Here is a 20,788-nt window from a genome sequence, read left to right on the forward strand (position 1 = left end):
CCTCGAGTGTCCTCTCGTGGAAGGCACGACCGTCGTCAGGCATCGAGTGTCCGAGACACCCCACGCCATCCGTCAGACAACGAGCCGCAGCTACGCCGCGCGCCCGGACCGACGGGCCACCCACGCGGTGACGAAGTCCGCGAGGCCGCCGAGCTGCCGGTCATTCAACGTGCACTGCCACCGGGCCTTCCTCAGCGCGCGGTACGCATCCGGCGCCTCCCAGCCCTTCGCCACCATCACCGCCAATCCCATCAGCGGCCCACGCCCGACACCGTGCTCGCAGTGCGCATACAGGTGCCCGCCCCTCTCCAGCCGGGGCAGCGCCCACTCCACACCCTGCACCAGCTGCTCCACTGTCGGCGGATACCGGTCCGTCACCGGCAGGTTGAGCAGCTCGATGCCCAGCGCCGCCAGCGCCTTCGCGTCGTCCACCCGCTCCGCGCGCAAATCAATCACCGCCGTGATTCCGCGCGCCTTGAGCTCCGCGTACCGAGACGGCGACACCGAGCCGCCCACGTGCAGCCACTCGTTCACCTGCGACACGTTGAGGCCCTGGCCCGGCAGCTTCGTGGTCCACTCCACGCAGCGCGCCACCGAGCGCAGCACCTGCTTGCGCACCCAGCCTCGAACCCCCGGCACGTGGTGCACGTCCCGCAACAACGACACGCTCACAAATCACCCTCGAGCGTCACTTCCATCAGCCCCGCCACCGGCGTCTTCCCCGAGCGCTCCAGCACCGCCCGGTGCAGGTACGTCACCGGCGAGCCCACCACCGGCTTGATGAGCCCACCCAGCATGCCCAGCTCCTCCACGGGCGCGCTGCGCTGCAGGAGCGACGTGGACTTCAGCACCATGGCCTTCGCGCCATCGCCGCCGAACACGTCCACCGTCCACACGCTGCGCTCCTTCGCGCCCTCGCGGCTGAGCGTGAACGACTCCATCGCGCTCGGCGCGCCACCCTCCGTCCACGAGTACACCGGGCCGAACTCACCGTCCTGTCCCTCGCGCGCGAGCAACACCATCCGCTCGCCACCGTCGCGCAGCGCCCGGAAGCGCACCCACCGCCGCGCCAGCTTCCCCGGGGGAATGGTGGACCGCGTGTGGTCCGCGTACCCGCCGCCCGACAGCGTCACCGCCGCGCCCTTGGGCTGCTGCACCGTCGCCTTCAGCGGGCTGAACGCCAGCGTCACCTCGTGACGGTAGCGCGCGCTGCCCACCTCCACCTCGGAGCCCTCCGGCGAGCGCGGCTCCACCTGCGCCGCGTACTCCAGCACCACCCGCCCGCCCTCCAGTCCCGCCTCCACCTTCGTCACCCCGTCCGCGGAGCGCGCCGAGCACGCTCCCACCCGGAAGGTGCTGGTGGCCGCGTCATAGCTCCACTCCTTCGCGCCCACCTTCTTCTGCGGCGTCCACGCGCGCTGCCCCGGCTTGAGCACCGTCGCCCGGCAGATGCCCGTGCGCGAGCCCGGGCCGATGTTCGTCACCTGCAACTGCACCAGCACGAAGGTGCCGTCCTCCAGGTCCCCGATGAAGGTGAAGCTCTCCCCGTAGTTGTCGCTCGGGGAGAGCGTGGGCTCCAGCGCCGCGCCCGCCGCCGCCACGGTGGGCAGCAGCAGCGTCAGCAGGAGTCCCAGGACCTGGGACCGTCCCTCACGCCGCATGGGGGCGCTGCTCCATGAGCGCGTCCGACGAGTTCGTGTCGTTGAAGACGTAGTCGCGCTGCAGCGGCAGGTTCCACGCGAAGTACACCACGCCGCGCACCAGCCACCAGCCCAGCGTGTACGCCAGCTGCGGATGCAACGTGAGCAGCGCCACGCCGCCCGCGTTGAGCAGCGCGCTCGTCCCGCTCACCACCGCGTAGCGCATCATCTGCCGGCCCACCGCGGCCGTGCTGCGGAAGGTGAGCACCCGGTTGATGGAGTAGTTCACCACCGCGCCCAGCAGCGCGCCCAGCACCGTCGCCCACGCGGGCAGCAGGCCCATCCACTCCACCAGCGCCAGCACCACCGCGAAGTCCGCCACCGTCGCGATGGCGCCCGCCGCCGCGTTCAGGCTCACAATCGCCTTCTCCGAGCGCGCCTCCTGGCGCTTCGGCGCCAGCGCCTTCACGAGGTTCCTGAACCGGGAGATGGCCGTCAGGTTGCTCATGATGGCGACGAAGACCAGGCCCACCACCGCCATCCAGTGCATGGGGTGCTTCTCCTCGGGCCAGAACACTGCCTCGAGGATGGGCGACAGCGCCGTGCCCGCGCCCAGGAACAGCACGCGCTCCAGCCGCTGCATCGCGCCGTCGCGCACGTTGACGCCCAGGCCCTCGCCCTTGGCGCGCACGTACGGCACCAGCGACGAGCCGAGCAGCGCGCCCAGCGCGGGCAGGAGCACCCACGTGTCCCGGTAGTACCAGGCCAGGCCCATCAACATCGCCGAGTCCACGTACCGGTCCAGCACCGAGTCCAGCGCCGCGCCCGCGGGGTTGGCCTCCTTGCGCGTGCGGGCGATTCTCCCGTCCATCACGTCCAGGATGCCCGCCGCCAGGAACAGCCAGCCGCCGAGCGCGAAGCGCCCCGCCGCCACCGCCACGCCCGAGGAGATGCCCAGCAGGCCCGACAGCATCGACAGCGCGTTGGCCGGCAGCCCCGAGCGCAGGATGACGGCCCACAGCGGCTGGATGACCCAGAAGAAGTAGTGGCGCAGGAAGTAGCCCACGAAGCCCGCATTGCCCCGCTTGAGCGTCTCCTCGTCGCGCGGCACGCCCTTGAAGGCGACGCGGATGCAGAAGATGAGCAGGCCGCCCAGGAAGTACACACAGGCGAGGATGGCGGGGCCCAGCGCGGTCCAGATGCGGGCCGACGGAGACAGGTTTCCGGTCAACCAGGCAACCAGGTTCTCAAGCACGGGTGTCCCCTCCAGGTGTCAGCGGCATCGAAACAGTCATGGGCGCGCTCTTGCGAGAGAACGCGAGCTCCACCGCCAGGAAGGCCGCGAGCGCGAAGGCGAGGCCCGCGAGCACGTCCAGGACATAGTGGTGCGTCAGATAGATGGCGGAGAATGCGACGAGCAGGGCGAACGCCCCGGTGCCCACCCGCCACTTCCACCCATCCCTCCACACGAACAGCATCACCATGAAGGGGTAGGCTGCGTGCAGCGAGGGCATGGCTCCGAACACGTTGGGATTGCGCGCGTAGAAGCCGGCGAAGTAGTTGATGCCCAACAGGGCATCGAAGCGCGCCGTGCCCGCGGGGCTGGGCAGGGCGGCCAGGTTGGCGGGACCCGGGCCGTAATCCAGGATGTACCAGGGCGGCGCGGCCGGATAGAGCAGGTAGGTGACCACGCCCAGGGCGTTCACCACCAGGAAGGCCCAGCACAGCTTCTCGAAGCGCGCGTCCTTCTTCACGAAGAAGAAGATGGCCATCAGGAAGACTTCGTAAAGGTAGGCCGCGTAGGCGAAGCCGCACAGCAGGTCCAGCACGACGTTCGAGCGCGTGCTCCACCACTGGGGCCAGTTGACACCGCCGGGGGCGGGGAACCACTGCGTCTCCCACACCCACAAGTCACCTGTATGGATGGGGCCGCGCAGGAACAGCCAGAGCCCCTGGCTGTCCAGCAGCATGCCGGTCAACCACAGCGGGAACCCACCGAAGAGGAAGCGGCGCGTGCGGGGGCCCGCCCAGGCCACCCCCAACAGCGCCGCGTCCGCCGCGACGTGGTCCCACCGGAGCCGACCGGTGGCCGTCACCAGCATCAAATGGCCCATCGCCAACAGGGTGACGAGCCAGATGAACGCCGGAGTCTTAGCGAGCGAGCGGGAGGTCATCCCCGTAGTAGTCGAGTCCGAGGTGGGTGATGGGCTCCTCACCGGCCACGACGCGCAGCGTGTTCTTCAGCTTGGTGAGCTGGATGAACAGGTCGTGCTCGACGGGCAGGCCCGGCTGCGCCATGGGGCTCTTGAAGTAGAAGGACATCCACTCCTGGATGCCCCGCCACTCCAGCCGCTTGGCCAGGTCCAGGAACAGCGCGATGTCCAGCACGAGCGGCGCCGCCAGGATGGAGTCGCGGCAGAGGAAGTTGACCTTGATCTGCATCGGATAGCCGAGCCACCCGATGATGTCGATGTTGTCCCAACCCTCCTTCGCGTCGCCGCGGGGCGGGTAGTAGTGGATGGACACCTTGTGCGAGTACTTGCTGTACAGCTCGGGGTAGAGCTCCGGCTGCAGGATGGTGTCCAGCACGCTCGACTTCGTCACTTCCTTGGCCTTGAAGGCCGCGGGGTCGTCGAGCACCTCGCCGTCGCGGTTGCCGAGGATGTTGGTGGAGAACCAGCCCTCGAGGCCGAGCATGCGGGCCTTGAGCGCGGGGGCGATGACCGTCTTCATCATCGTCTGGCCGCTCTTGAGGTCGCGGCCCGCGATGGGGACGCCCGCCTGCTTCGCCAGCTCCTGCAGCGCCGGCGTGTCCACGCTGGCGTTGGGCGTGGCGTTGGCGAAGGGCACGCCCTCCTTGATGGCCGCGTAGGTGTAGAGCGCGGTGGGGTTGATGTCCGGGCTGTTCTCGTCGAGCGCCTTCTCGAAGGCGGCCAGCGTCTTGAACGCCTCGGGCAGCGGACGGAAGGTCTCCACGCTGCTGCACACCACCATCACCGCGCGGGTGGCGCCGAGCTCCTTGATGAAGTCCCGGATGTCCTGGCGCAGCGCCTCGACGCTCTCGCGATGCGTCTTGGTGGACTTGGTGTGGTTGGCCTCGATGCGGCGGACGAACTCGGGGTCGTGCACGCCCTTCTTCGGCTTGATGCCCTGCAGGAACGGCTTGACCTGCTCCAGGTGCTTGTCGTGCAGCACGCCGGAGCGCACCGCCACCTGGTACGCGTCCTCGCTGATGATGTCCCACGCGCCGAAGACCACGTCACCCAGGCCCGCCAGCGGCACCAGCTCGCCCAGCTTCACGGTCCGTCCGTCCGTGCGCTTGCCCAGTCGCGCCGTGCCCATCTGCGTCAACGAGCCGATGGGCGCGCCCTTGCCCTGCCGCGCCAGCTCCACGCCCGCCATCAGCGTCGTGGACACCGCGCCCAGCCCGGGCACCAGCACCGCCAGCCTGCCCTCGGGCTTCGTGACCGACTTCTTGTTCTCCATCGTGGGGTTCCTTAAGGGGGGCGGGGGGCCGCCCTGTGGTGAGTCTTCTCGGACTTGCCGCTGCGCACCGACTGGATGCCGTGGGGTTTGCGGAAAATCTCGGATGCGGATGGTTGATACGCTAAAGCGTTCGTGACTTCAACGTGATGTGGGGCAGGCTGGTTACCACGGTGTGGCGCGGACTGATGGATCAGCGCAGGCCCAGGTACAAGCCGCCGCGAACGCGCCTGTCAGAGAAACACCACGTCGTGAGAAAAATGACACCTACCTGACCTTCCATGGGCGTGGAGGGTAGGTCCGGGGTCGCTAGGACCCGGGGTGAACTGACAGGGTGAGTGTCGAGGGGTGGGGGAAGCCTTCGAGGGGTGTGGGACGGCCCGCGAGCCAACAGTCGGCTGCGGGCCTGTCATGGCGCCCATGTCGCCGTGGCGCAACCCCAAGTGTCAATGGGAGCGCGGGTCGCCCAGCACCAGGGACTGGTGGTCGCCCGGGGCGTAGCTCTTGCCCGTGAGCGCGGCCTTCACCATGCCGACCAGCTGCACCATGCGGCTGGAGGGGGTGTCCCAGTACTCGGCGCGCTCGACGCGCACGCACAGGAGCGCGAGCTCGGGATCATCCATGCCGTCGGGGAACCAGGCCTTGAGCGCGGGGCTCCACAGCTCGCGAACTTTGCGTGGGTCCTTCACCAGCCGGCAGCGGCCGCTGACGGAGACGTAGCGCTCGCGCGCGGGGTCGGAGAAGGAGACGTTGACGTGGTGGTCCTGCTCCACCTCGTCCACCTTGTGCGAGTGCTCGCGGGTGAAGAACCAGAGCTCTCCGTCGAAGTCATGGTCCTGGGTCCACATGGGACGGCTGTGCAGGCTCCCGTCGGCATCCACCGTGGTCATCATGGCGACCTTGATGCCGTGGATGAGCTGCCCCAGGTGTTCGACGGCGCCTCGCGTGCCCTGCTCCTGCTTCTTGCTCATGGCTGCCTCCTGACCTTGAAAACTAGGCAGTGTCCGGAGGCCGGGGCGGGTGGGGCCGGCTGGATGGCGCCAGGGCAGGCGGGCGGTGTGGTAGTGGGCGTGGAGAGCCCTCACGGTGGCGGGGTGGTTGCCGTGTCCGGGGATGGAAAGCGAGTGCGACGATGCTGAAGACCGCGTGGAACGAGTGGTGCCTCAAGGCGCTGCAGATTGAGACGGCGCTGCTGGCGCTGGAGGAGATCGAGCTGCCCGAGGAGATGCACGGGCTGCAGGACGCGGCGGAGGAGAAGCTGTTGGAGCTGGGGCGGGCGTGGAAGGAGCGGCAGCCGGCGAAGGACGGGCGTCGGTGGGAGAAGCAGACCCTGGACAAGGGCACGCCGAGCGACGCGGAGCTGGAGGAGATGGTCCGCGAGTTCCGCGAGGACGGCAAGCCGTGGACGCTCCTGCGCGCGACCAGCGACAAGCAGGAGGTGGTGGAGACGGTGGTGTCGGACGGCCGCGCGTGCATGGTGGCGGGCGGCTCGTACTACCTGGGGCAGTGGGACGCGAAGGACGAGGTGCTGGAGGTCGGCCGCGATGATGACGCGGGCGAGCCGGGCACCGGCGTGGTGCTCGCCGCCACCGGTGAGGTGCAGTACACGCCGGACCCGGAGCTGTAGCTCAAGTGTCCAGCACGCGGGCCATGCGCTCGCGTGTCTTCGCGTCGGGCATGCGTCCGAAGCCCGCGCGCACGTTGTCGGCCACGTGTCTGGGATTGCTCGTGGCGGGCAGCGGGCAGTTCACCGCGGGGTGGCCGAGGATGAACTTCAGGAAGAACTGCGCCCAGCTGTCGCAGTCGAACTCCTGGGCCCACTCCGGCAGCGCGCGGCCCTTCACGCGGCTGAACAGGTCGCCGGTGGCGAAGGGCTGCATGACGAGCACCGCCACGCCATTCGCGGCGGCGGCGGGCAAGAGCCGCTTCTCCGCCTCGCGGTCCGTGAGCGAGTAGGGCAGCTGGATGAAGTCCAGCGTCTCCTCCTTCAACAGGCGCTCCAGCTCCGGGAAGGCGCTCTTCTGGTAGTGGGTGATGCCCACGTAGCGCACGCGCTTCTGTGCCTTCCACTCGCGCAGCACGGGCAGGTGGGTGCGCCAGTCGACGAGGTTGTGGACCTGGAGTAGGTCCATGCGTCCGCGCCCCATGTCGCGCACGGACGTCTCCAACTGCTCGAGCCCCGCCTCCTTGCCGGTGGTCCACACCTTGGTCGCGAGGAAGGGCCTGGGCGCGTCCGGCAACTGGGCGAGCACGTCGCCCACCACGCGCTCGGCGCGGCCGTACATGGGGGACGAGTCGATGAGGCGCGCGCCCGAGTCGAGGAAGCGTTGCAGCACGTCCTTCAAGGGGGCGCGCTCGGCGGGGGAGGCGCCCACGTCGAAGGTCTGCCAGGTGCCGAGGCCGATGACGGGCAGCGCCTCGCCGGATTTGGGGATGGGGCGGGTGAGCATGGTGGGCTTGGGGACAGGCTGGGCGGCGTGGGTGAGCGGGGACAGCAGCGCGGCGCTGAGTCCCGCGACGAGCACGTCCCGACGCGAGGGTGGGGAGGGGGGCTGGGACATGGCGGGACTCTAACGGGTGACAGTATTTCGTGGGACCGGTGTTCCGTTGCGCGAGGGGGGCGTCACAGCCTCCCGCGAAGCAACCGTGGCTCGTGTGCCCGCGTGAAGGTGGGCCGAGCCCCTCTGGGAAACAACTCAGGAAGGTCCAGCGATGAAGCGCAAGGTCTCGGTGTGTGCGGGCGTCATGGCGGCAATGGTGGCGATGGCCGCGGGGGCCGAGGAGGCGAAGGCGGGCGACCAGGCGCCCGTGGCCTCGGCGGGAGGGGAGGGGTTGGTGGAGGGGCCTGGCGCGGAGCGGGTGATGGCCCCGCCTCCGCTGGTGGAGGCGACGACGGTGGCGGGGAGCTCGGCGCCGGTTGCTGACGCGCCCACGGAGGTGGAGGCCAAGGCCGCCTCGGAGGCTTCGCAGGAGGCGGAGGTCCACGTGCCCTTCAGCTTCACCGTCGTCCCGGGGCTGAGCACGTCGGGCTTCAGCCAGAAGAACCAGGTGCACGACGTGTCCATCGGCCTGCTCGCCACGCACGCCAAGCGGGTGCGGGTGATGGGGCTGGCCTTGGGCGGCAACTGGGTGACGCATGGCGCGAGCGGCGTGCTCGCCTCGGTGGGCGTCAACGTGTCGGGCGGACCGGTCAGCGGCACGCTGCTGACGGTGGGGGGCAACGTGGTGGGGGCGGACACGGAGGGGCTGCTCGCCGGCGTGGGCGCGAACATCGTGCGCGGCACGATGAAGGGCACGCAGCTCACGGTGGGCGCCAACGTGGCGACGCAGGCGCTGGACGGCGCGCAGCTGGGCGTGGGCGCCAACGTGGCGGGCGCCAACGTGGTGGGCGCGCAGCTCTCGGTGGGCGGCAACCTGGCGGGGGGCACGCTCAATGGCTTGCAGATGGCGGTGGGCGCGAACGTGGCGCGCGGCGTGTCTCGCGGCGTGCAGATGGCGGCGGGCGTCAACGTGGCCTCGGAGCTGACGGGCCTGCAGATGTCGTCGGGCGTCAGCTACGCGAGCAGGCTGGCCGGCGCGCAGGTGTCCATCATCAACGTGGGCGGCGACGTGGACGGCGCGCAGGTGGGCCTGGTGAACGTGGCGCGCCACATGGACGGCGCGCAGGTGGGGCTGCTCAACTTCGCGGGTGAGACGGAGGGCGAGTCGGTGGGCCTGTTGAGCTTCGTCGGCAACGGCCAGGCGCACGTGCAGGTGTGGGCCAGCGACGTGGCGCTGACCAACGTGGGCGTGAAGCTGGGCGGACGTCACCTGTACACGCTGTTCACCGTGGGCCTGAACCCGCCGATGGGCGGAGAGCGGCGGCGCTACACGCTGGGCGCGGGCGTGGGCGGGCACATCCCCGCGGGGCGGTTCTTCTTCGACGTGGACCTGCTCGGCTCCAGCGTGCACGCGAACCGGCTGTTCGACTTCGACGACGACACGAACCACGTGCTCGGGCAGCTGCGGGTGATGGCGGGCTGGCAGCTGTCCAAGCGCTTCGCGGTGTTCGGCGGCGTCAGCGCCAACACGCTCGTCACCTGGAACGGGAGCGACCCGTGGAAGGACCTGGGCATCGGTCCGGAGTGGCGGGAGGTCTCCGACAGCGGGCGCACCATCGTGCGCACCTGGCCGGGCATCCTCGCGGGCGTGCAGATTTGAGCGGGAGGGGCGGGTGCTTCCCGACGTGGAGGGCCCGCCCCATGTTCCCCTCGGACGCGCTCACCTGGGGTGGGCAGTCCGGGGGGCGGGCCCATGGAAGGCACCATGCGCGTGATGGCGCTGCACGCGCCGGGACAGCCGCTGCGCGAGGAGCGCTGGCCCATCCCCCAGCCGGGGCCGCAGGAGGTGCTGTTGCGCGTGAGGGCCTGCGCGGTGTGTCGCACGGACCTGCACCTGGTGGACGGTGAGCTGCCCCGCCCCAAGCTGCCGGTGGTTCCCGGCCACGAAATCGTGGCGAGCGTGGTGGAGGTGGGCTCCGAGGTGCTGGGGCTGGAGCCGGGCACGCGCGTGGGGGTCCCCTGGCTCGGCTGGACGTGTGGCCAGTGCCGCTTCTGCGTCTCCGGGCGCGAGAACCTCTGCGACTTCGCCCGCTTCACCGGCTACCAGATGGATGGCGGCTACGCGGAGTACACGCTGGCGCATCACGCGTTCTGCTTCCCGCTGCCGCCAGGGCTCGATGACGTGCACGCGGCGCCGCTGATGTGCGCGGGGCTCATCGGCTATCGGAGCCTGCGGATGGCGGGCGCGGGCGCGCGGCTGGGGATGTATGGCTTTGGCGCCGCGGCGCACCTGCTCATCCAGGTGGCGCGTCACCAGGGGCGGCGGGTGTTCGCCTTCACGCGTCCGGGTGACGAGGCGGGGCAGGCCTTCGCCCGGGAGCTGGGGGCCGAGTGGGCGGGAGGCTCGGAGGTCATTCCCCCCGAGCCGCTGGACGCGGCCATCCTCTTCGCGCCCTCGGGGAGCCTGGTGCCGGCCGCGCTGCGCGCCGTGGACAAGGGCGGCGTGGTGGTGTGCGGCGGCATCCACATGAGCGACATCCCCACGTTCCCCTATGCGTGGCTCTGGGAGGAGCGCGTGGTGCGCTCGGTGGCCAACCTGACGCGGGCGGACGCGGTGGAGTTCCTGGCGCTGGCCCCCCGCGTGCCGGTGCACACGCGGGTGCAGGTGTTCCCCCTGGCGGCGGCGAACGAGGCGCTCCTCGCGCTGCGCGAGGGACGGGTCCACGGCGCGGCCGTGCTGGAGGTTCGCGGGTAGGTGGGGCCATCCGCCCCGCAGGCTCTGCGCGCTGTCCCATTCCTCCGCAAAGCCTGCGGCCCGTGCCGCGCGAACCCCTGACATTCCGCGGGGTTGGTGCTGGCAGGGGGGATGCAATGAGAAGGGGTGCAACCCGAGCCCCGCACGAGCGGGGACAGCACCCGAGGTCGACGATGAAGCGAGCGTTGCAGATCACCTACCGGGGCATGGCGACGAGCGAGGCACTGAACGAGCACATCCGCGACCACGCGGAGAAGCTGGAGCAGTTCTTCGACGGCATCGTCGGATGCCATGTGGTGGTGGATGAGCCGCATCGACACAAGCACCAGGGAAACCACTTCCGGGTGCGTGTGGACCTGCATGTGCCCGGCAAGGACCTGGTCGCCGCCAGGGACCCCGACGAGCATGCCGCGCACGAGGACCCGTACCAGGCCGTGACGGACGCGTTCGAGGCCGTGCGCCGACAGCTCCAGCACTACACCGGAGCGCTGCACGCGCATCACCGCCACGGTTGAGCGCGGTGTGGGTCGGAGAGGGTCCGCGTGAGGGGCCCTCTCCGGGGGCTCATGCCGCCGCGCGCACCATGCCCAGCACCACCACGAAGTGCAGGGCCGCGGCGACGAGCGTCAGCGCGTGGAACACCTCGTGGTAGCCGAAGACGCCAGGCAGGGGGTTGGGGCGCTTGAGGGCATACGCGAGCGCGCCCAGCGTGTACGCCAGGCCGCCGGCGAGGATGAGCAGCGTGGCGCCGAGCCCCACCGCGCGGAAGACGTCGCCGAAGTACGGCATCATCGTCCACCCGACGCCGACGGCCAGCGCCGCCGTCACCCACTTGGGCGCGTTCACCCAGAACATCGACTGGAGGATGCCCAGGAACGCGCCCGTGTAGAGCCACGGCATCAGGCGGTTGCCCACCTCGGGCGGCAGGCCCAGCAGCATCACCGGCGTGTACGTGCCCGCGATGAGCAGGAAGATGGCGGCGTGGTCCGCCCGGCGCATCCAGGTGCGCCCGCGCGGCGACCAGTTCACCCGGTGGTACGTCGCGCTGATGGTGAACAGGGAGACCAGGCTCACCGCGTACGCGCCGGAGGCCACGGCCGTGCGCCACGTGGGCGCCATGGCCACCAGGACGATTCCCGCGCCCACCGCGAACGCCGCCGCCCACTGGTGCAGCACGCCGCGCAGCTTCGGCTTCTCCCCGGCGAGCACCGCCGCGGTCATGGCGCCACCCCGCCGGAAGCGCTACCCATCCAGACGGAAGCATTCATGATGGCGATCCTCTTGGTGCGTCCCTACCGTCGGGTAGGTTCCGGTCGGGTAAGTTACTGGTGAGTAGGTTCGAGGTCAACGTGAAGAAGAAGCAGCGGCTCACGGGCGCCGAGCGCCGGGTCCAGTTGATGGAGATTGGCCGGGAGGTCTTCGCGGCGAAGGGCTATGAGCCCACCTCCATCGAGGAGGTCGCGCAGCGGGCGGGCGTGTCCAAGCCCATCGTCTACGAGCACTTCGGCGCGAAGGAGGGGCTCTACGCGGCCATCATGGAGCGGGAGATGGACGACCTGGTGGCGCGCGTGTCGTCGAGCATCACGGACGGCTCGCCGCGCCGGCGCTTCGAGGGCGCGGTGCTCGCGTTCATGGCCTACGTGAAGGACGAGCCCGCGGGCTTCGCGGTGTTGACGCGGGATTCACCCCTGGCGACGGCGCGGCGCGGCCTGACGCGCGTCATCGACGACCTGGCCCACCGCGTGGGGGATGTGTTCCGCAGCGAGTTCGAGCGCGCCGGGTATCCATCGAAGGTCGCGCCCATCTACGCCAACGCGCTCGTCGGGATGGTGACGCAGGTGGGGCACTGGTGGGCCGCCGAGGGGAAGTCGTTCTCCACCGAGAGCGTGGCCCGTCACGTGGCGGCGCTCGGCTGGATGGGGCTGCGGCACCTGCCCAAGGCCCCGTCGCTGCCCGCGCGCGAGGAGGGGGTGGACGGCAAGCCCGCGAAGGCGAAGGCCGCGCGAAGTGCTCCGCGCGCGAAGTCCCCGGGGCGTTGAGGAGCGGGCGCCTCCGGGGCGAGACGGCGCGACGCCTCGCCCGCGAGTCGCCAGGGAGATGGCTGGCAACGCGAGATCGCCTCCTCCATCGCTTGGGATGGAGCGCGCGAGGTCGCCTGCCCGACGCGCGCGTTCGACGATGTGGCGCGGGCAGCGCGAGCTCGACCCTTCCATCGCTTGGGACGGAGCGCGCGAGGTCGCCTGCCCGACGCGCGTTCGACGCCGCGGCGCTGGCCCGCAGGGTGCGTTCCCGCGGAGCGCCGAGGCGCTTGCCGCCGTGTGCGGGACGTCCGCCGGATGACGCCTGTCGCCTCCCCCGCGCGGGTGTGGGTGCTCGCCATCTAGCGCTCGTGTGCAGGGGGCCAGTGGGTGGCGAACAGTCCTGCGCATCCGCGGACGCGCGCGTGGACCGCTCGTTATCCTCGGCGTCTGCCCGCCATGAATGCTCCGCGGCTCCAGGTCCTGGTGGTGGATGACGAGGCGCCCGTCCTCGCCACCACCGCCGCCGTGCTCTCCGAGGACTTCGACGTCCAGACCGCGCGCGACGCGTTCGCCGCGCGCCGGCTGCTCGCGCGTCATCCGTTCGACGTCCTCTGCACGGACCTCCACATGCCCGGGCCCAGCGGCATCCAGCTGTTGCGCCAGTCGGTCATCCGGGACCCCTTCCTCGCCGGGGTGCTCGTGACGGGCTCGCGCGAGTACCTCGACTGGCGAGACAGGCTGGACACGCAGGGCCTCTTCTATCTGGTGCTCAAGCCCTATCAGCCCTCGGACCTCATCGGGATGATCCGCCGCGCCGCCGAGTCCGCTCGCCTCAAGCGGGAGATGAGCCAGCTCTCGCTCGGCCTGGCCGAACACAAGTGGGGGCCTCGATGAGCCCTCCCTCCGGTCCTCCGGGGGAAGCTCACGACGAAGCCCCCTCGACACACGGCGCTCGCAGCCGGACCTCGCGCCCTCGTGCCGACATCCCCTCACCCCGGGCCGTTCCCCACGAGTCCTCCACCACCCTGGCGCACGACGCACGGCGCCGTGTGTTCCCAGGGCCGCTGCTTCCAGGGGAGCGAGCAGGCACGCGGGTTTGCAGTCATCACTTCCGGACATTCCTTGGCCTATGATGCGAACGGTCTACGGCCCCGTACCGGAGGAACCGCCCGCGGCCCGGGCCACGAACACCCCATGAAGCCCACGGAGGATGTCAGCGGCCCCACGGTGGCTCTGAAGGAACGCGCCGTCCTGCTGTTCCACGAGCACCTGGGTGCCGTGCGCCGTCGCACGGACCGGCTGTTCGCGGGGTTGATGCTCGCGCAGTGGGCCGTGGGGGTCCTGGTGGCCCTCTTCGTGTCGCCCTATGGCTGGTCCGGCGAGGACCGCGCGCTGCATGCACACGTGTACGCGGTGCTCTTCCTGGGCGCGGCGCTCACCGTGTTCCCCATCGCGCTGGCGCACTGGCGGCCCGGGGCCACCTCCACCCGGCACGGCGTGGCGCTGGCGCAGGTGCTGTGGTCCTCGCTGCTCATCCACCTGACGGGGGGGCGCATCGAGACACACTTCCACATCTTCGTCTCGCTCGCCTTCCTCTCGCTGTACCGCGACCCGTGGGTGCTGCTCACGGCGACGTGCGCCACCGTGGCGGACCACGTCATCCGGGGCCTGCTCTGGCCGGAGTCGGTGTACGGCCTGCCCAATCCGGAGTGGTGGCGCTTCCTGGAGCACGCGCTGTGGGTGGGCTGCCTGGACCTGGTGCTGCTGCACGCGGGGAGGGTGATGCGGCGGGAGATGCGCGAGGTGGCGGTGCGGCGCGCGGAGCTGGAGCTGGCGCGCGAGCGCGAGGAGGAGAAGTCCGCCGAGCTGGACCGCGCGCTGCGCGAGCTCAGCGGCTTCCAGGAGCACCTCATCCGCGTGGAGAAGCTGGCCGCCGTGGGTCAACTCGCCGCCAGCGTGGGTCACGAGCTCCGCAATCCCCTGGCCGCCGTGCGCAACGCGCACGCCTACCTCTCCCGACGGTTGAGCCGGGATGCGATTGGGGCCGCGGATGACCCACGCGTGCCCCAGTTCCTGGGCGTGATGGAGCGCGAGCTGGGGGCGTGCGCGAAGATCATCTCCGACCTGCTCGACTTCGCGCGCGAGCGTCCCCCCGCGCTGCAGCCGTGTCCTTTACGACCTCTGGTGGACGAGGCCATCGGCGTGGTTCCTTCCCGGGAGGGAGTTCGCATCGTGAACGATGTCCCGGAGTCATTGCCCGTGCCCAGCCTGGACAAGGAACAATTCCGTCAGGTGCTGGTGAATCTGGTGCAGAACGCGGTGGAGGCCATGCCTCAGGGACGGACGGGACAGGTTTCAGTGCTGGCGGAAGGTGGAGACGCGGGGCCCTGGGCCATTCGCGTGGTAGATGACGGGACGGGCATCCCACCGGATGTGCTGCCCAAGATTTTCGAACCGCTGTTCACAACCAAGACGCGCGGCACCGGCTTGGGGCTGGCCATTGTGGCCAACATGGTGCAACGTCACGGAGGCACAATCTCTGTGCGAAGCGAAGCCGGCCGGGGTAGTGAATTCCATATTCATCTCCCGGCAACCGCGGCGGCGCAGGCCGCATGATGGAGGACGTGGCTTTGGGCCCCGCTCGCATCCTTTTGGTCGACGACGAGGAGGGGCTGCGCATCACGCTCGCGGCGAACCTGGAGTTGGAGGGCCACACCGTTCTGGAGGCCTCCAACGGCGAGGAAGCGCTGCGCCTGCTGGGTGAACACCCGGTGGACGTGGTGCTCAGCGACATGCGCATGCCGGGCTTGCACGGGGTGGACCTGCTCCGCCGCATCAAACAGGCGCGACCGGACATGCCCGTGGTGTTGATGACGGCCTTCACGGCGGAGGAGCTGGTGGAGGACGCGCTCGCGGAGGGCGCGTTCACCGTGTTGCCCAAGCCCTTCGACGTGGCGCACGCGCTGGACACCATCCTGCGCGCGGCGCGGGCGCCGCAGGTGTTGGTGGTGGACGACACGGAGCCGGTGGCGCGCGCCATGGTGCGCGCGCTGAGCACGGTGGGGCTGCGCGCGCGGGCCGTGTACAGCGGCGAGGAAGCGCTGACGTGGCTGCGCTCGGGCGACTTCGACGTGTGCGTGCTGGATCTGGTGATGCCGGAGATGAGCGGGCCGGAGCTGGTGGCCAAGGTGAAGGCGGCGGACCTGTCGGTGGCGGTCATCGCCATGTCGGGCCACGTGGTGCCGGAGCTGCTCCGGAAGGTGGCGGCGCAGGGGGCGGTGGTGTGCATGACCAAGCCCGTGCCGCTGCGGGAGCTGGTGCAAGCGATTGCCCGGGTGAGGGGTCAGCCGAGGGCGCAGGGGCCCGCGGGGACCCAGGGCGCGAGGAATTGACGGATGGGCGCGCGCGCAGACCTCCAGGCTCGGGAGCGGGCCGCGGTGGCGGACGTCGTGGCCTCCACGTTGCGGCATGACCTGCGCAACAAGCTGGCCAGCGTCCGCAATGCCTCGTTCTACCTGATGCGGAAGATGCAGAAGACGGACGCCTGGGGCGCGGATGCCCGGGTGGAGGCCTTCTTCCAGCTCATCGACAAGGAGCTGGCGGCCGCGGAGGAGGTGCTCACGCGCCGCGCGCCGGTGTCGAGCAGTGACCGGCCGCTGTGTCACGCCAGCGAGGCCGCCGAGCGCGGGCTCGCGGAGGCGCGGGTGCCCGAGCACGTGCGGGTGGTGCGCGAGCTCAAGGCGCGCGACACGGTGCCGCTGGACGTGGAGGACCTGGCGCTGCTGGTGCGCTGTCTGGTGGACAACGCCGTGGAGGCGATGCCGCGCGGCGGAATGCTCACGCTGCGGACCTGGGACGTTGAGGAGGGTGAGGGCGGCGTGGGGATTCGCGTGGAGGACTCGGGAGAGGGGCTGACGGCGGAGGCGTATTCGCGTGCCTTCGAACCTTTCTATTCCACGCGCCCGGGACACGCGGGGCTGGGGTTGAACATCGTGCAGCGGTTGGTGCTGCGCCAGGGTGGGAAGGTGACGCTGGATGGGGGGCCCTCCGGGGGGACCCACGTCGAGGTCATCTTTCCCCATCGCCCGGAGGCGCGCGGCCGGACGCGGCTGGGGCAGGACGAGATACGGGGGAGCAAGTGATGGAGACGAGTTGGACCTTCGGGCGATGCCTGCTGCTGGTGGAAGATGACCCGTCCAACCGGATGACGCTCGCGGCGCTGCTGGAGGAGGCGGGGTTCGCGGTCGTCACGGCGGGCTCCTATTCGGAAGCGGAGCGGTGGCTCAACCAGCCGCGGCCCATCGACGCGGTGCTGCTGGACCAGAGCCTGGGGGACGGCTTCGGGACGGGGCTGATTCCGCTGGTGCGTCACCACATGCCGGGCGCGAAGGTGGTGTTCGTCACCGGAGCGGACAGTCCCATCGACATGCCGGTAGACGCGGTGTTCCGCAAGGGCGACCACTTCGACAACCTGCTGGCCTTCCTCTTCAAGCTGTTGCCGCAGCGGCCGCTGGGGATGTCGTCGTCCTCGGGCCCGCGTCGTCCGTGACGCGGGAGTCGCCGGCCTCCGGGCGGGCTGCCTCGGCGTCAGGGTGCTCCGCCGTGTGACAGGGTGTGAGCGCCCCGCTGGAGTGTGATGTCGGTGTGCAGGCGTGGCACGTCGCCGTGTTCGTGCATGAGCGGTGATGCAGCGGACAGCGAGCGCGCGCCCGGGCGGTGAAGCGTCGTGCATCGGACAGACGCGCTGGCGTGCGCCGGACCCATCCCTACGTTGCGAGCCCTGGCGCGAGACGGGTCGCGCGGTCGAGGGGAGGGGTGTGTGGGCGAGCTTCTGACTGGAGGCGAGGAACGGTTCCGCGCGCGGGACCTGGGTGCTCCGGAGACGGAGGGCCTGGGGCCCGGGGATGCGAACGACGCGCTGAACGTGATGGAGGCGCTGGAGGGAGACCTCGACGCGTACCTGGACCGTGAGCTCACGGTGGGTGAGCTGGCGGATGCGCCGTCGTCGCGCGAGGTGACGGAGGGCATGCGCGCGCTGCTGGAGCTGGCCGAGGAGGAGACGCGGTGGCTGGCGGGCCTGCCCGCGCCCTCGTGCGCCGATGAGGCGTCGGACGGGGTGGCCACGCCGGAGTCGGTGCCCGTGGTGCTCCCCGAGTGGATGCGCGCGAACCCCCAGGTGCCCGTCGCGGACCCGGTGCGGATGGCGTGGTCGTACTCGAAGGAGGCGCCGCGGGCCGTGCGCGCGACGGGGACTTCGGAGGCTCCGCTCAATCTGCAGGAGCGACCATGGGGGATTCCCCTGGTGCCGCCCTCCGCGCTGGAGGGGAGTGGCGCCGAGGGCGCGCGCACTGACTGGGATGGCGCCATCGCGCCGGGGATGTCGAACCCGTGGAGCGCGACGAGTGGTGCCGTGGCGCACGGGCGTGGCGCGCAGGCGTCGCGTCGGAGCCGTGATGTGATCTCGGGCGTCCTGCTCGGTGTCGCGGGCGTGGGCGTCGTCGCGGCGGGGATGCTCGTGGTCGCGAGCGTGCGCATCTGGGCGCAGGGCTCGAGCGCGTCGGTTCCGTACGAGCGCGCGGGCGCGATGGGGAGCGTCGCTGGCGCGTCCGTGAACACGGCGGGTTCACCGATGCACGCGTCGGGTGCATACGCCGGGGGCGCCTCGGGTACGTCCGTGAACGTGGAGGGCTCGCAGGTGGGGAGCCTCACGGGTGTCTCGACGCAGGCCTCGGGCTCGTACGTCGGCGGCGCTGCGGGTGTGTCACCGAACGCGGCGGGTTCGCAGGTGGGGGGTGTGATCCCCGGTGTGCCCACCTGGACGGGCATCGGCTCGACGGGCCCCATCGGTGTCCTGCGTCCCGTGCCCTCCGAGGCGTGGTCCCTCGGCGGTGTCCCGGGCGTCTCCGCCGGTGCTGCCCTGCCGGGTCTCGCGAGCGTCGGCACGCAGGGCGCGAGCGTGGGCACGAACGCGCGTCCCACGTCGAGCACGGGCCCCAGCCACGCGGACCTCATGGCCCACCGTGACACGCAGGCGGTGAAGAACGGCGAGCGTCGCTCCCGCGTGGAGCCACCCGCGCCCCTGCCCACCGCGAAGCCCGCGGCCCCTGCGGTCGCCGCCGTGGCGACCGCCGCCGTGCAGGAGATGACCTTCGACGAGCCCGACACCGGCAACGACGCAGCTAGCGCGCCCGCCGACACCGGGGATGACTCGGACGCCGCCAACGAGCCGGAGTCCGAGCTGGATGAGGAGTTCGCGCGCGAGCTGGGCTTCACGGAAGAGGCCGACGCCCAGGCCGAGGAGGCCACCGCGCCGACCCGCACGGTGTACGTGCCTCCGGCGCTCGAGGCGAAGCAGCACCTGACGCCGGAGGACGTGAAGCAGGTGGTGCTGGCGAATCAGCCCGCCATCACCGCGTGTCTGCGCCAGCACGCGGCGGACACCTCGGCCGAGAAGAGCGGCCGCTTCGTGATGCGCTGGTCCGTGCAGCCCGGCGGCGAGACGACGAACGTCGCCATGGACACGCAGGCCCTGCGCGCCACGCCGCTCGCCGGCTGCATCGAGGGCGTGGTGCGCACCTGGAAGTTCCCCGTGCACGCGGTCCGCATGCAGGAGCCCATCCGCTTCCCGTTCGTCTTCTAGTCCGCGCGTCGACGAGGGGCGGGGCCGTGCTTCAGGCCTCGCCCGTCTCGTGTCCGAAGACCTCGCCGGGGTTCGGCGCGGTGGGGCCCTCCGGCGCCTTCTTGACCAGCGGCGTGCGCCACCGGCCGGAGAAGTAGTAGGCCATGCTCACGGCCAGCGACACCGCGAAGCTCAGCGCCATCGCCAGCCACACGCCCGTCACGCTGTTCATCCGGTGCGACAGCCAGTACGCCACCGGCACGCGCACCACCCAGAGGCTCACCAGCGAGAACACCGTCGTCACGAACGTGCGCCCCGCGCCGTTGATGATGCCGTTGCTCACGAAGATGAGCGCGAACAGCACGTAGGTCGTCCCGACGATGTGCAGGTACGAGACGCCCGGCGCGATGACCGCCGGGTCCGAGATGAAGATGCGCAAGAGCGCTTCCGGGAACGACACCGCCACCAGCGAGATGAGCAGGGTGATGCCGCCGCTGAACAGGCAGCCCCACTTGAAGATCTCCTGCACGCGGTCGTACCGGCCCGCGCCCAGGTTCTGTCCCGCCAGCGTGGACACGGCCATGCCGAACGTCATCGCCGGCATGAACGCAATCTGGTCGATGCGCGACGCCGCGCCGAAGGCCGCCGTGGCCACCTCGCCGAAGCTGTTGACGATGCCCGTCACGAACACCATGCCGATGGAGACCAGCGACTGCTGCACCGCCGCCGGCACGCCGATGCGCAGCGTCTTCAACGTGGTGGGGCCCAGGTGGCCCAGCCGGGGCATGCGCGGCGCGACGGGCACGTCCTTCTTGCGCAGGTAGATGATGAGCGCGGTGAGCGCGAGCAGCTGCGAGACGACCGTGGCCCACGCCGTGCCGTTCAGCCCCAGCTTGGGCAATCCCATCCAACCGAAAATCAGAATGGGGTCCAGCACCGTGGTCAGCAGCAGCGAGGCCGCCTGGAAGTACAGCGGCGTCTTCGAGTCCCCCACGCCCTGCAGCAGGCTGCGCGTCAGGAACAGGCCGAAGCCCAGCGGCATGGAGAGCAGGAAGATGCGCAGGTAGCTGACCGACTCCGCGTGGATCTCCGGCGGCGTGGCCATCAACGTGAGGATGGTCGGCGCCAGCCACTCGCCCAGCAGCGTGAGCACCAGGCCCAGCGCGTAGATGAGCAGCGTGGAGCTGTCCACCACGCGGCGCAGCTCGTCCATCCTCCTGGCGCCGTAGCTCTGCGACACCAGGATGCTCGTCGCCATGGTGAGGCCCATGCCGATGGAGAACAGGACGAAGACGACGGGGAAGCTCACCGTCACCGCCGCCAGCGCCTCGGTGCCCAGGAAGCGTCCCACCCAGATGGCGTTGACGAAGCTGTAGGCCGTCTGCAGGAAGCTCCCCACCAGCATGGGGATGGAGAAGGCGACGATGTGACGGGGGATGCTGCCGGTGGTCAGGTCGCGACCGAATGACGGTTTCATGAGCCGAAGCTCTCGTTCAGGGGGTCCATCGAAAGTCCCTCAGGAGCGGCCCTCACCCGAGCATGGGCCATGAAAGGAACTCGCCAGGAGCCTGAGCGGGCCACGCGATTCCAGCGGAGGGTGACGTCGTCTTTCCGGGTCCGGGCGTCCCTCGACACCCATGAGGCAGCTTACGGAGCCCCCCTGTCGTCGCAAGGTCTTTCGTGGGCGCGCCAGGGAGCCTGTCAGGCGAGCATGTGTGCGGCGCGCGGCG

General features: G+C 70.4%; 20 protein-coding genes. 11 read left to right on the forward strand and 9 right to left on the reverse strand.

Annotated features, from left to right (window positions below; translation table 11 throughout):
* Nucleotides 1-90 precede the first annotated feature (90 nt).
* The 6 genes from K8640_RS27500 to K8640_RS27525 form a co-directional block, all read right to left on the reverse strand.
* The gene (locus K8640_RS27500; RefSeq protein ID WP_370640399.1) at nucleotides 91-672 is read right to left on the reverse strand and encodes a fused DSP-PTPase phosphatase/NAD kinase-like protein; all 582 of its coding nucleotides are present in this window, start codon (nucleotides 670-672) and stop codon (nucleotides 91-93) included.
* A complete protein-coding gene (locus tag K8640_RS27505; protein WP_223749775.1) occupies nucleotides 669-1,661 on the reverse strand; it encodes a hypothetical protein in 993 nt (330 codons plus the stop codon). The genes K8640_RS27500 and K8640_RS27505 overlap by 4 nt, the downstream gene beginning before the upstream one ends.
* Nucleotides 1,651-2,895, reverse strand: coding sequence for a GtrA family protein (locus K8640_RS27510; protein ID WP_223749776.1), 1,245 nt, complete (start codon nucleotides 2,893-2,895; stop codon nucleotides 1,651-1,653). Before K8640_RS27510 ends, K8640_RS27505 begins: the two co-directional genes overlap by 11 nt.
* Entirely contained in the window at nucleotides 2,888-3,814 is a 927-nt protein-coding gene (locus K8640_RS27515) for a phosphatase PAP2 family protein (protein WP_223749777.1), read from the reverse strand. Before K8640_RS27515 ends, K8640_RS27510 begins: the two co-directional genes overlap by 8 nt.
* Complete coding sequence (locus tag K8640_RS27520) at nucleotides 3,792-5,126, reverse strand: inositol-3-phosphate synthase (protein WP_141333149.1); 1,335 nt, start codon at nucleotides 5,124-5,126, stop codon at nucleotides 3,792-3,794. Before K8640_RS27520 ends, K8640_RS27515 begins: the two co-directional genes overlap by 23 nt.
* 443 nt (nucleotides 5,127-5,569) lie before the next feature.
* Nucleotides 5,570-6,094 (reverse strand): pyridoxamine 5'-phosphate oxidase family protein, encoded by a 525-nt coding sequence (locus K8640_RS27525; protein ID WP_223749778.1) that lies wholly within the window; start codon nucleotides 6,092-6,094, stop codon nucleotides 5,570-5,572.
* A 161-nt stretch (nucleotides 6,095-6,255) separates the two neighbouring features.
* On the opposite strand from K8640_RS27525, the gene K8640_RS27530 reads away from it, so the two are divergent.
* Nucleotides 6,256-6,750 carry a hypothetical protein gene (locus K8640_RS27530; RefSeq protein ID WP_223749779.1) on the forward strand — a complete coding sequence of 165 codons (495 nt, stop codon included), beginning with the start codon at nucleotides 6,256-6,258 and terminating at the stop codon, nucleotides 6,748-6,750.
* Between the two features lies 1 nt (nucleotide 6,751).
* Here the strand turns inward: K8640_RS27530 and K8640_RS27535 are convergent, their stop codons facing one another.
* On the reverse strand, nucleotides 6,752-7,684 hold the full coding sequence (locus K8640_RS27535) for an aldo/keto reductase (RefSeq protein WP_255653503.1): 933 nt from the start codon (nucleotides 7,682-7,684) through the stop codon (nucleotides 6,752-6,754).
* Nucleotides 7,685-7,835: 151 nt separating this feature from the next.
* Here K8640_RS27535 and K8640_RS27540 point away from each other — a divergent pair, with 151 nt between their 5' ends.
* From K8640_RS27540 to K8640_RS27550, 3 genes are all read left to right on the forward strand, one after another.
* Nucleotides 7,836-9,323 carry an LA_2272 family surface repeat-containing protein gene (locus K8640_RS27540; RefSeq protein WP_223749780.1) on the forward strand — a complete coding sequence of 496 codons (1,488 nt, stop codon included), beginning with the start codon at nucleotides 7,836-7,838 and terminating at the stop codon, nucleotides 9,321-9,323.
* Nucleotides 9,324-9,416: 93 nt separating this feature from the next.
* Nucleotides 9,417-10,418, forward strand: a complete 1,002-nt coding sequence (locus K8640_RS27545; RefSeq protein ID WP_223749781.1) for a zinc-dependent alcohol dehydrogenase family protein — start codon at nucleotides 9,417-9,419, stop codon at nucleotides 10,416-10,418.
* A gap of 173 nt (nucleotides 10,419-10,591) precedes the next feature.
* Nucleotides 10,592-10,933 carry an HPF/RaiA family ribosome-associated protein gene (locus K8640_RS27550; RefSeq protein WP_046710649.1) on the forward strand — a complete coding sequence of 114 codons (342 nt, stop codon included), beginning with the start codon at nucleotides 10,592-10,594 and terminating at the stop codon, nucleotides 10,931-10,933.
* A 49-nt stretch (nucleotides 10,934-10,982) separates the two neighbouring features.
* Here K8640_RS27550 and K8640_RS27555 read toward each other — a convergent pair whose 3' ends face one another.
* The gene (locus tag K8640_RS27555) at nucleotides 10,983-11,639 is read right to left on the reverse strand and encodes a hemolysin III family protein (protein WP_223749782.1); all 657 of its coding nucleotides are present in this window, start codon (nucleotides 11,637-11,639) and stop codon (nucleotides 10,983-10,985) included.
* A gap of 107 nt (nucleotides 11,640-11,746) precedes the next feature.
* Between K8640_RS27555 and K8640_RS27560 the strand changes: the two genes are divergently transcribed.
* The 7 genes from K8640_RS27560 to K8640_RS43260 all read left to right on the forward strand — a co-directional run bounded on the left by K8640_RS27560 (nucleotide 11,747) and on the right by K8640_RS43260 (nucleotide 19,079).
* On the forward strand, nucleotides 11,747-12,457 hold the full coding sequence (locus K8640_RS27560) for a TetR/AcrR family transcriptional regulator (protein WP_223749783.1): 711 nt from the start codon (nucleotides 11,747-11,749) through the stop codon (nucleotides 12,455-12,457).
* Between the two features lie 438 nt (nucleotides 12,458-12,895).
* Entirely contained in the window at nucleotides 12,896-13,333 is a 438-nt protein-coding gene (locus K8640_RS27565; protein ID WP_141331305.1) for a response regulator, read from the forward strand.
* Between the two features lie 300 nt (nucleotides 13,334-13,633).
* The gene (locus K8640_RS27570) at nucleotides 13,634-15,055 is read left to right on the forward strand and encodes a sensor histidine kinase (RefSeq protein WP_141331303.1); all 1,422 of its coding nucleotides are present in this window, start codon (nucleotides 13,634-13,636) and stop codon (nucleotides 15,053-15,055) included.
* A complete protein-coding gene (locus K8640_RS27575; protein WP_267701146.1) occupies nucleotides 15,055-15,831 on the forward strand; it encodes a response regulator in 777 nt (258 codons plus the stop codon). Before K8640_RS27570 ends, K8640_RS27575 begins: the two co-directional genes overlap by 1 nt.
* 3 nt (nucleotides 15,832-15,834) lie before the next feature.
* Nucleotides 15,835-16,581, forward strand: a complete 747-nt coding sequence (locus K8640_RS27585) for an ATP-binding protein (RefSeq protein WP_223749784.1) — start codon at nucleotides 15,835-15,837, stop codon at nucleotides 16,579-16,581.
* Entirely contained in the window at nucleotides 16,581-16,988 is a 408-nt protein-coding gene (locus K8640_RS27590; protein ID WP_046710657.1) for a response regulator, read from the forward strand. The genes K8640_RS27585 and K8640_RS27590 overlap by 1 nt, the downstream gene beginning before the upstream one ends.
* A 270-nt stretch (nucleotides 16,989-17,258) precedes the next feature.
* Nucleotides 17,259-19,079, forward strand: coding sequence for an AgmX/PglI C-terminal domain-containing protein (locus K8640_RS43260; protein ID WP_223749785.1), 1,821 nt, complete (start codon nucleotides 17,259-17,261; stop codon nucleotides 19,077-19,079).
* 31 nt (nucleotides 19,080-19,110) lie between these two features.
* On the opposite strand, the gene K8640_RS27600 is transcribed toward K8640_RS43260, so the two are convergent.
* Nucleotides 19,111-20,535: an MATE family efflux transporter gene (locus K8640_RS27600; protein WP_223749786.1), complete on the reverse strand. Its 1,425-nt coding sequence runs from the start codon at nucleotides 20,533-20,535 to the stop codon at nucleotides 19,111-19,113.
* Nucleotides 20,536-20,788 lie beyond the last annotated feature (253 nt).

It is taken from the genome of Myxococcus sp. XM-1-1-1 (assembly GCF_020037095.1).
GTDB classification, from domain to species: domain Bacteria; phylum Myxococcota; class Myxococcia; order Myxococcales; family Myxococcaceae; genus Myxococcus; species Myxococcus fulvus.

Coding starts and splice junctions, on each gene's coding strand:
- K8640_RS27505 (WP_223749775.1), bottom strand. CDS start 1,661: ATGCGGCGTGAGGGACGGTCCCAGGTCCTGGGACTCCTGCTGACGCTG.
- K8640_RS27515 (WP_223749777.1), bottom strand. CDS start 3,814: ATGACCTCCCGCTCGCTCGCTAAGACTCCGGCGTTCATCTGGCTCGTC.
- K8640_RS27520 (WP_141333149.1), bottom strand. CDS start 5,126: ATGGAGAACAAGAAGTCGGTCACGAAGCCCGAGGGCAGGCTGGCGGTG.
- K8640_RS27525 (WP_223749778.1), bottom strand. CDS start 6,094: ATGAGCAAGAAGCAGGAGCAGGGCACGCGAGGCGCCGTCGAACACCTG.
- K8640_RS27530 (WP_223749779.1), top strand. CDS start 6,256: ATGCTGAAGACCGCGTGGAACGAGTGGTGCCTCAAGGCGCTGCAGATT.
- K8640_RS27535 (WP_255653503.1), bottom strand. CDS start 7,684: ATGTCCCAGCCCCCCTCCCCACCCTCGCGTCGGGACGTGCTCGTCGCG.
- K8640_RS27540 (WP_223749780.1), top strand. CDS start 7,836: ATGAAGCGCAAGGTCTCGGTGTGTGCGGGCGTCATGGCGGCAATGGTG.
- K8640_RS27545 (WP_223749781.1), top strand. CDS start 9,417: ATGGAAGGCACCATGCGCGTGATGGCGCTGCACGCGCCGGGACAGCCG.
- K8640_RS27550 (WP_046710649.1), top strand. CDS start 10,592: ATGAAGCGAGCGTTGCAGATCACCTACCGGGGCATGGCGACGAGCGAG.
- K8640_RS27555 (WP_223749782.1), bottom strand. CDS start 11,639: ATGACCGCGGCGGTGCTCGCCGGGGAGAAGCCGAAGCTGCGCGGCGTG.
- K8640_RS27565 (WP_141331305.1), top strand. CDS start 12,896: ATGAATGCTCCGCGGCTCCAGGTCCTGGTGGTGGATGACGAGGCGCCC.
- K8640_RS27570 (WP_141331303.1), top strand. CDS start 13,634: ATGAAGCCCACGGAGGATGTCAGCGGCCCCACGGTGGCTCTGAAGGAA.
- K8640_RS27575 (WP_267701146.1), top strand. CDS start 15,055: ATGGAGGACGTGGCTTTGGGCCCCGCTCGCATCCTTTTGGTCGACGAC.
- K8640_RS27585 (WP_223749784.1), top strand. CDS start 15,835: ATGGGCGCGCGCGCAGACCTCCAGGCTCGGGAGCGGGCCGCGGTGGCG.
- K8640_RS27590 (WP_046710657.1), top strand. CDS start 16,581: ATGGAGACGAGTTGGACCTTCGGGCGATGCCTGCTGCTGGTGGAAGAT.
- K8640_RS27600 (WP_223749786.1), bottom strand. CDS start 20,535: ATGAAACCGTCATTCGGTCGCGACCTGACCACCGGCAGCATCCCCCGT.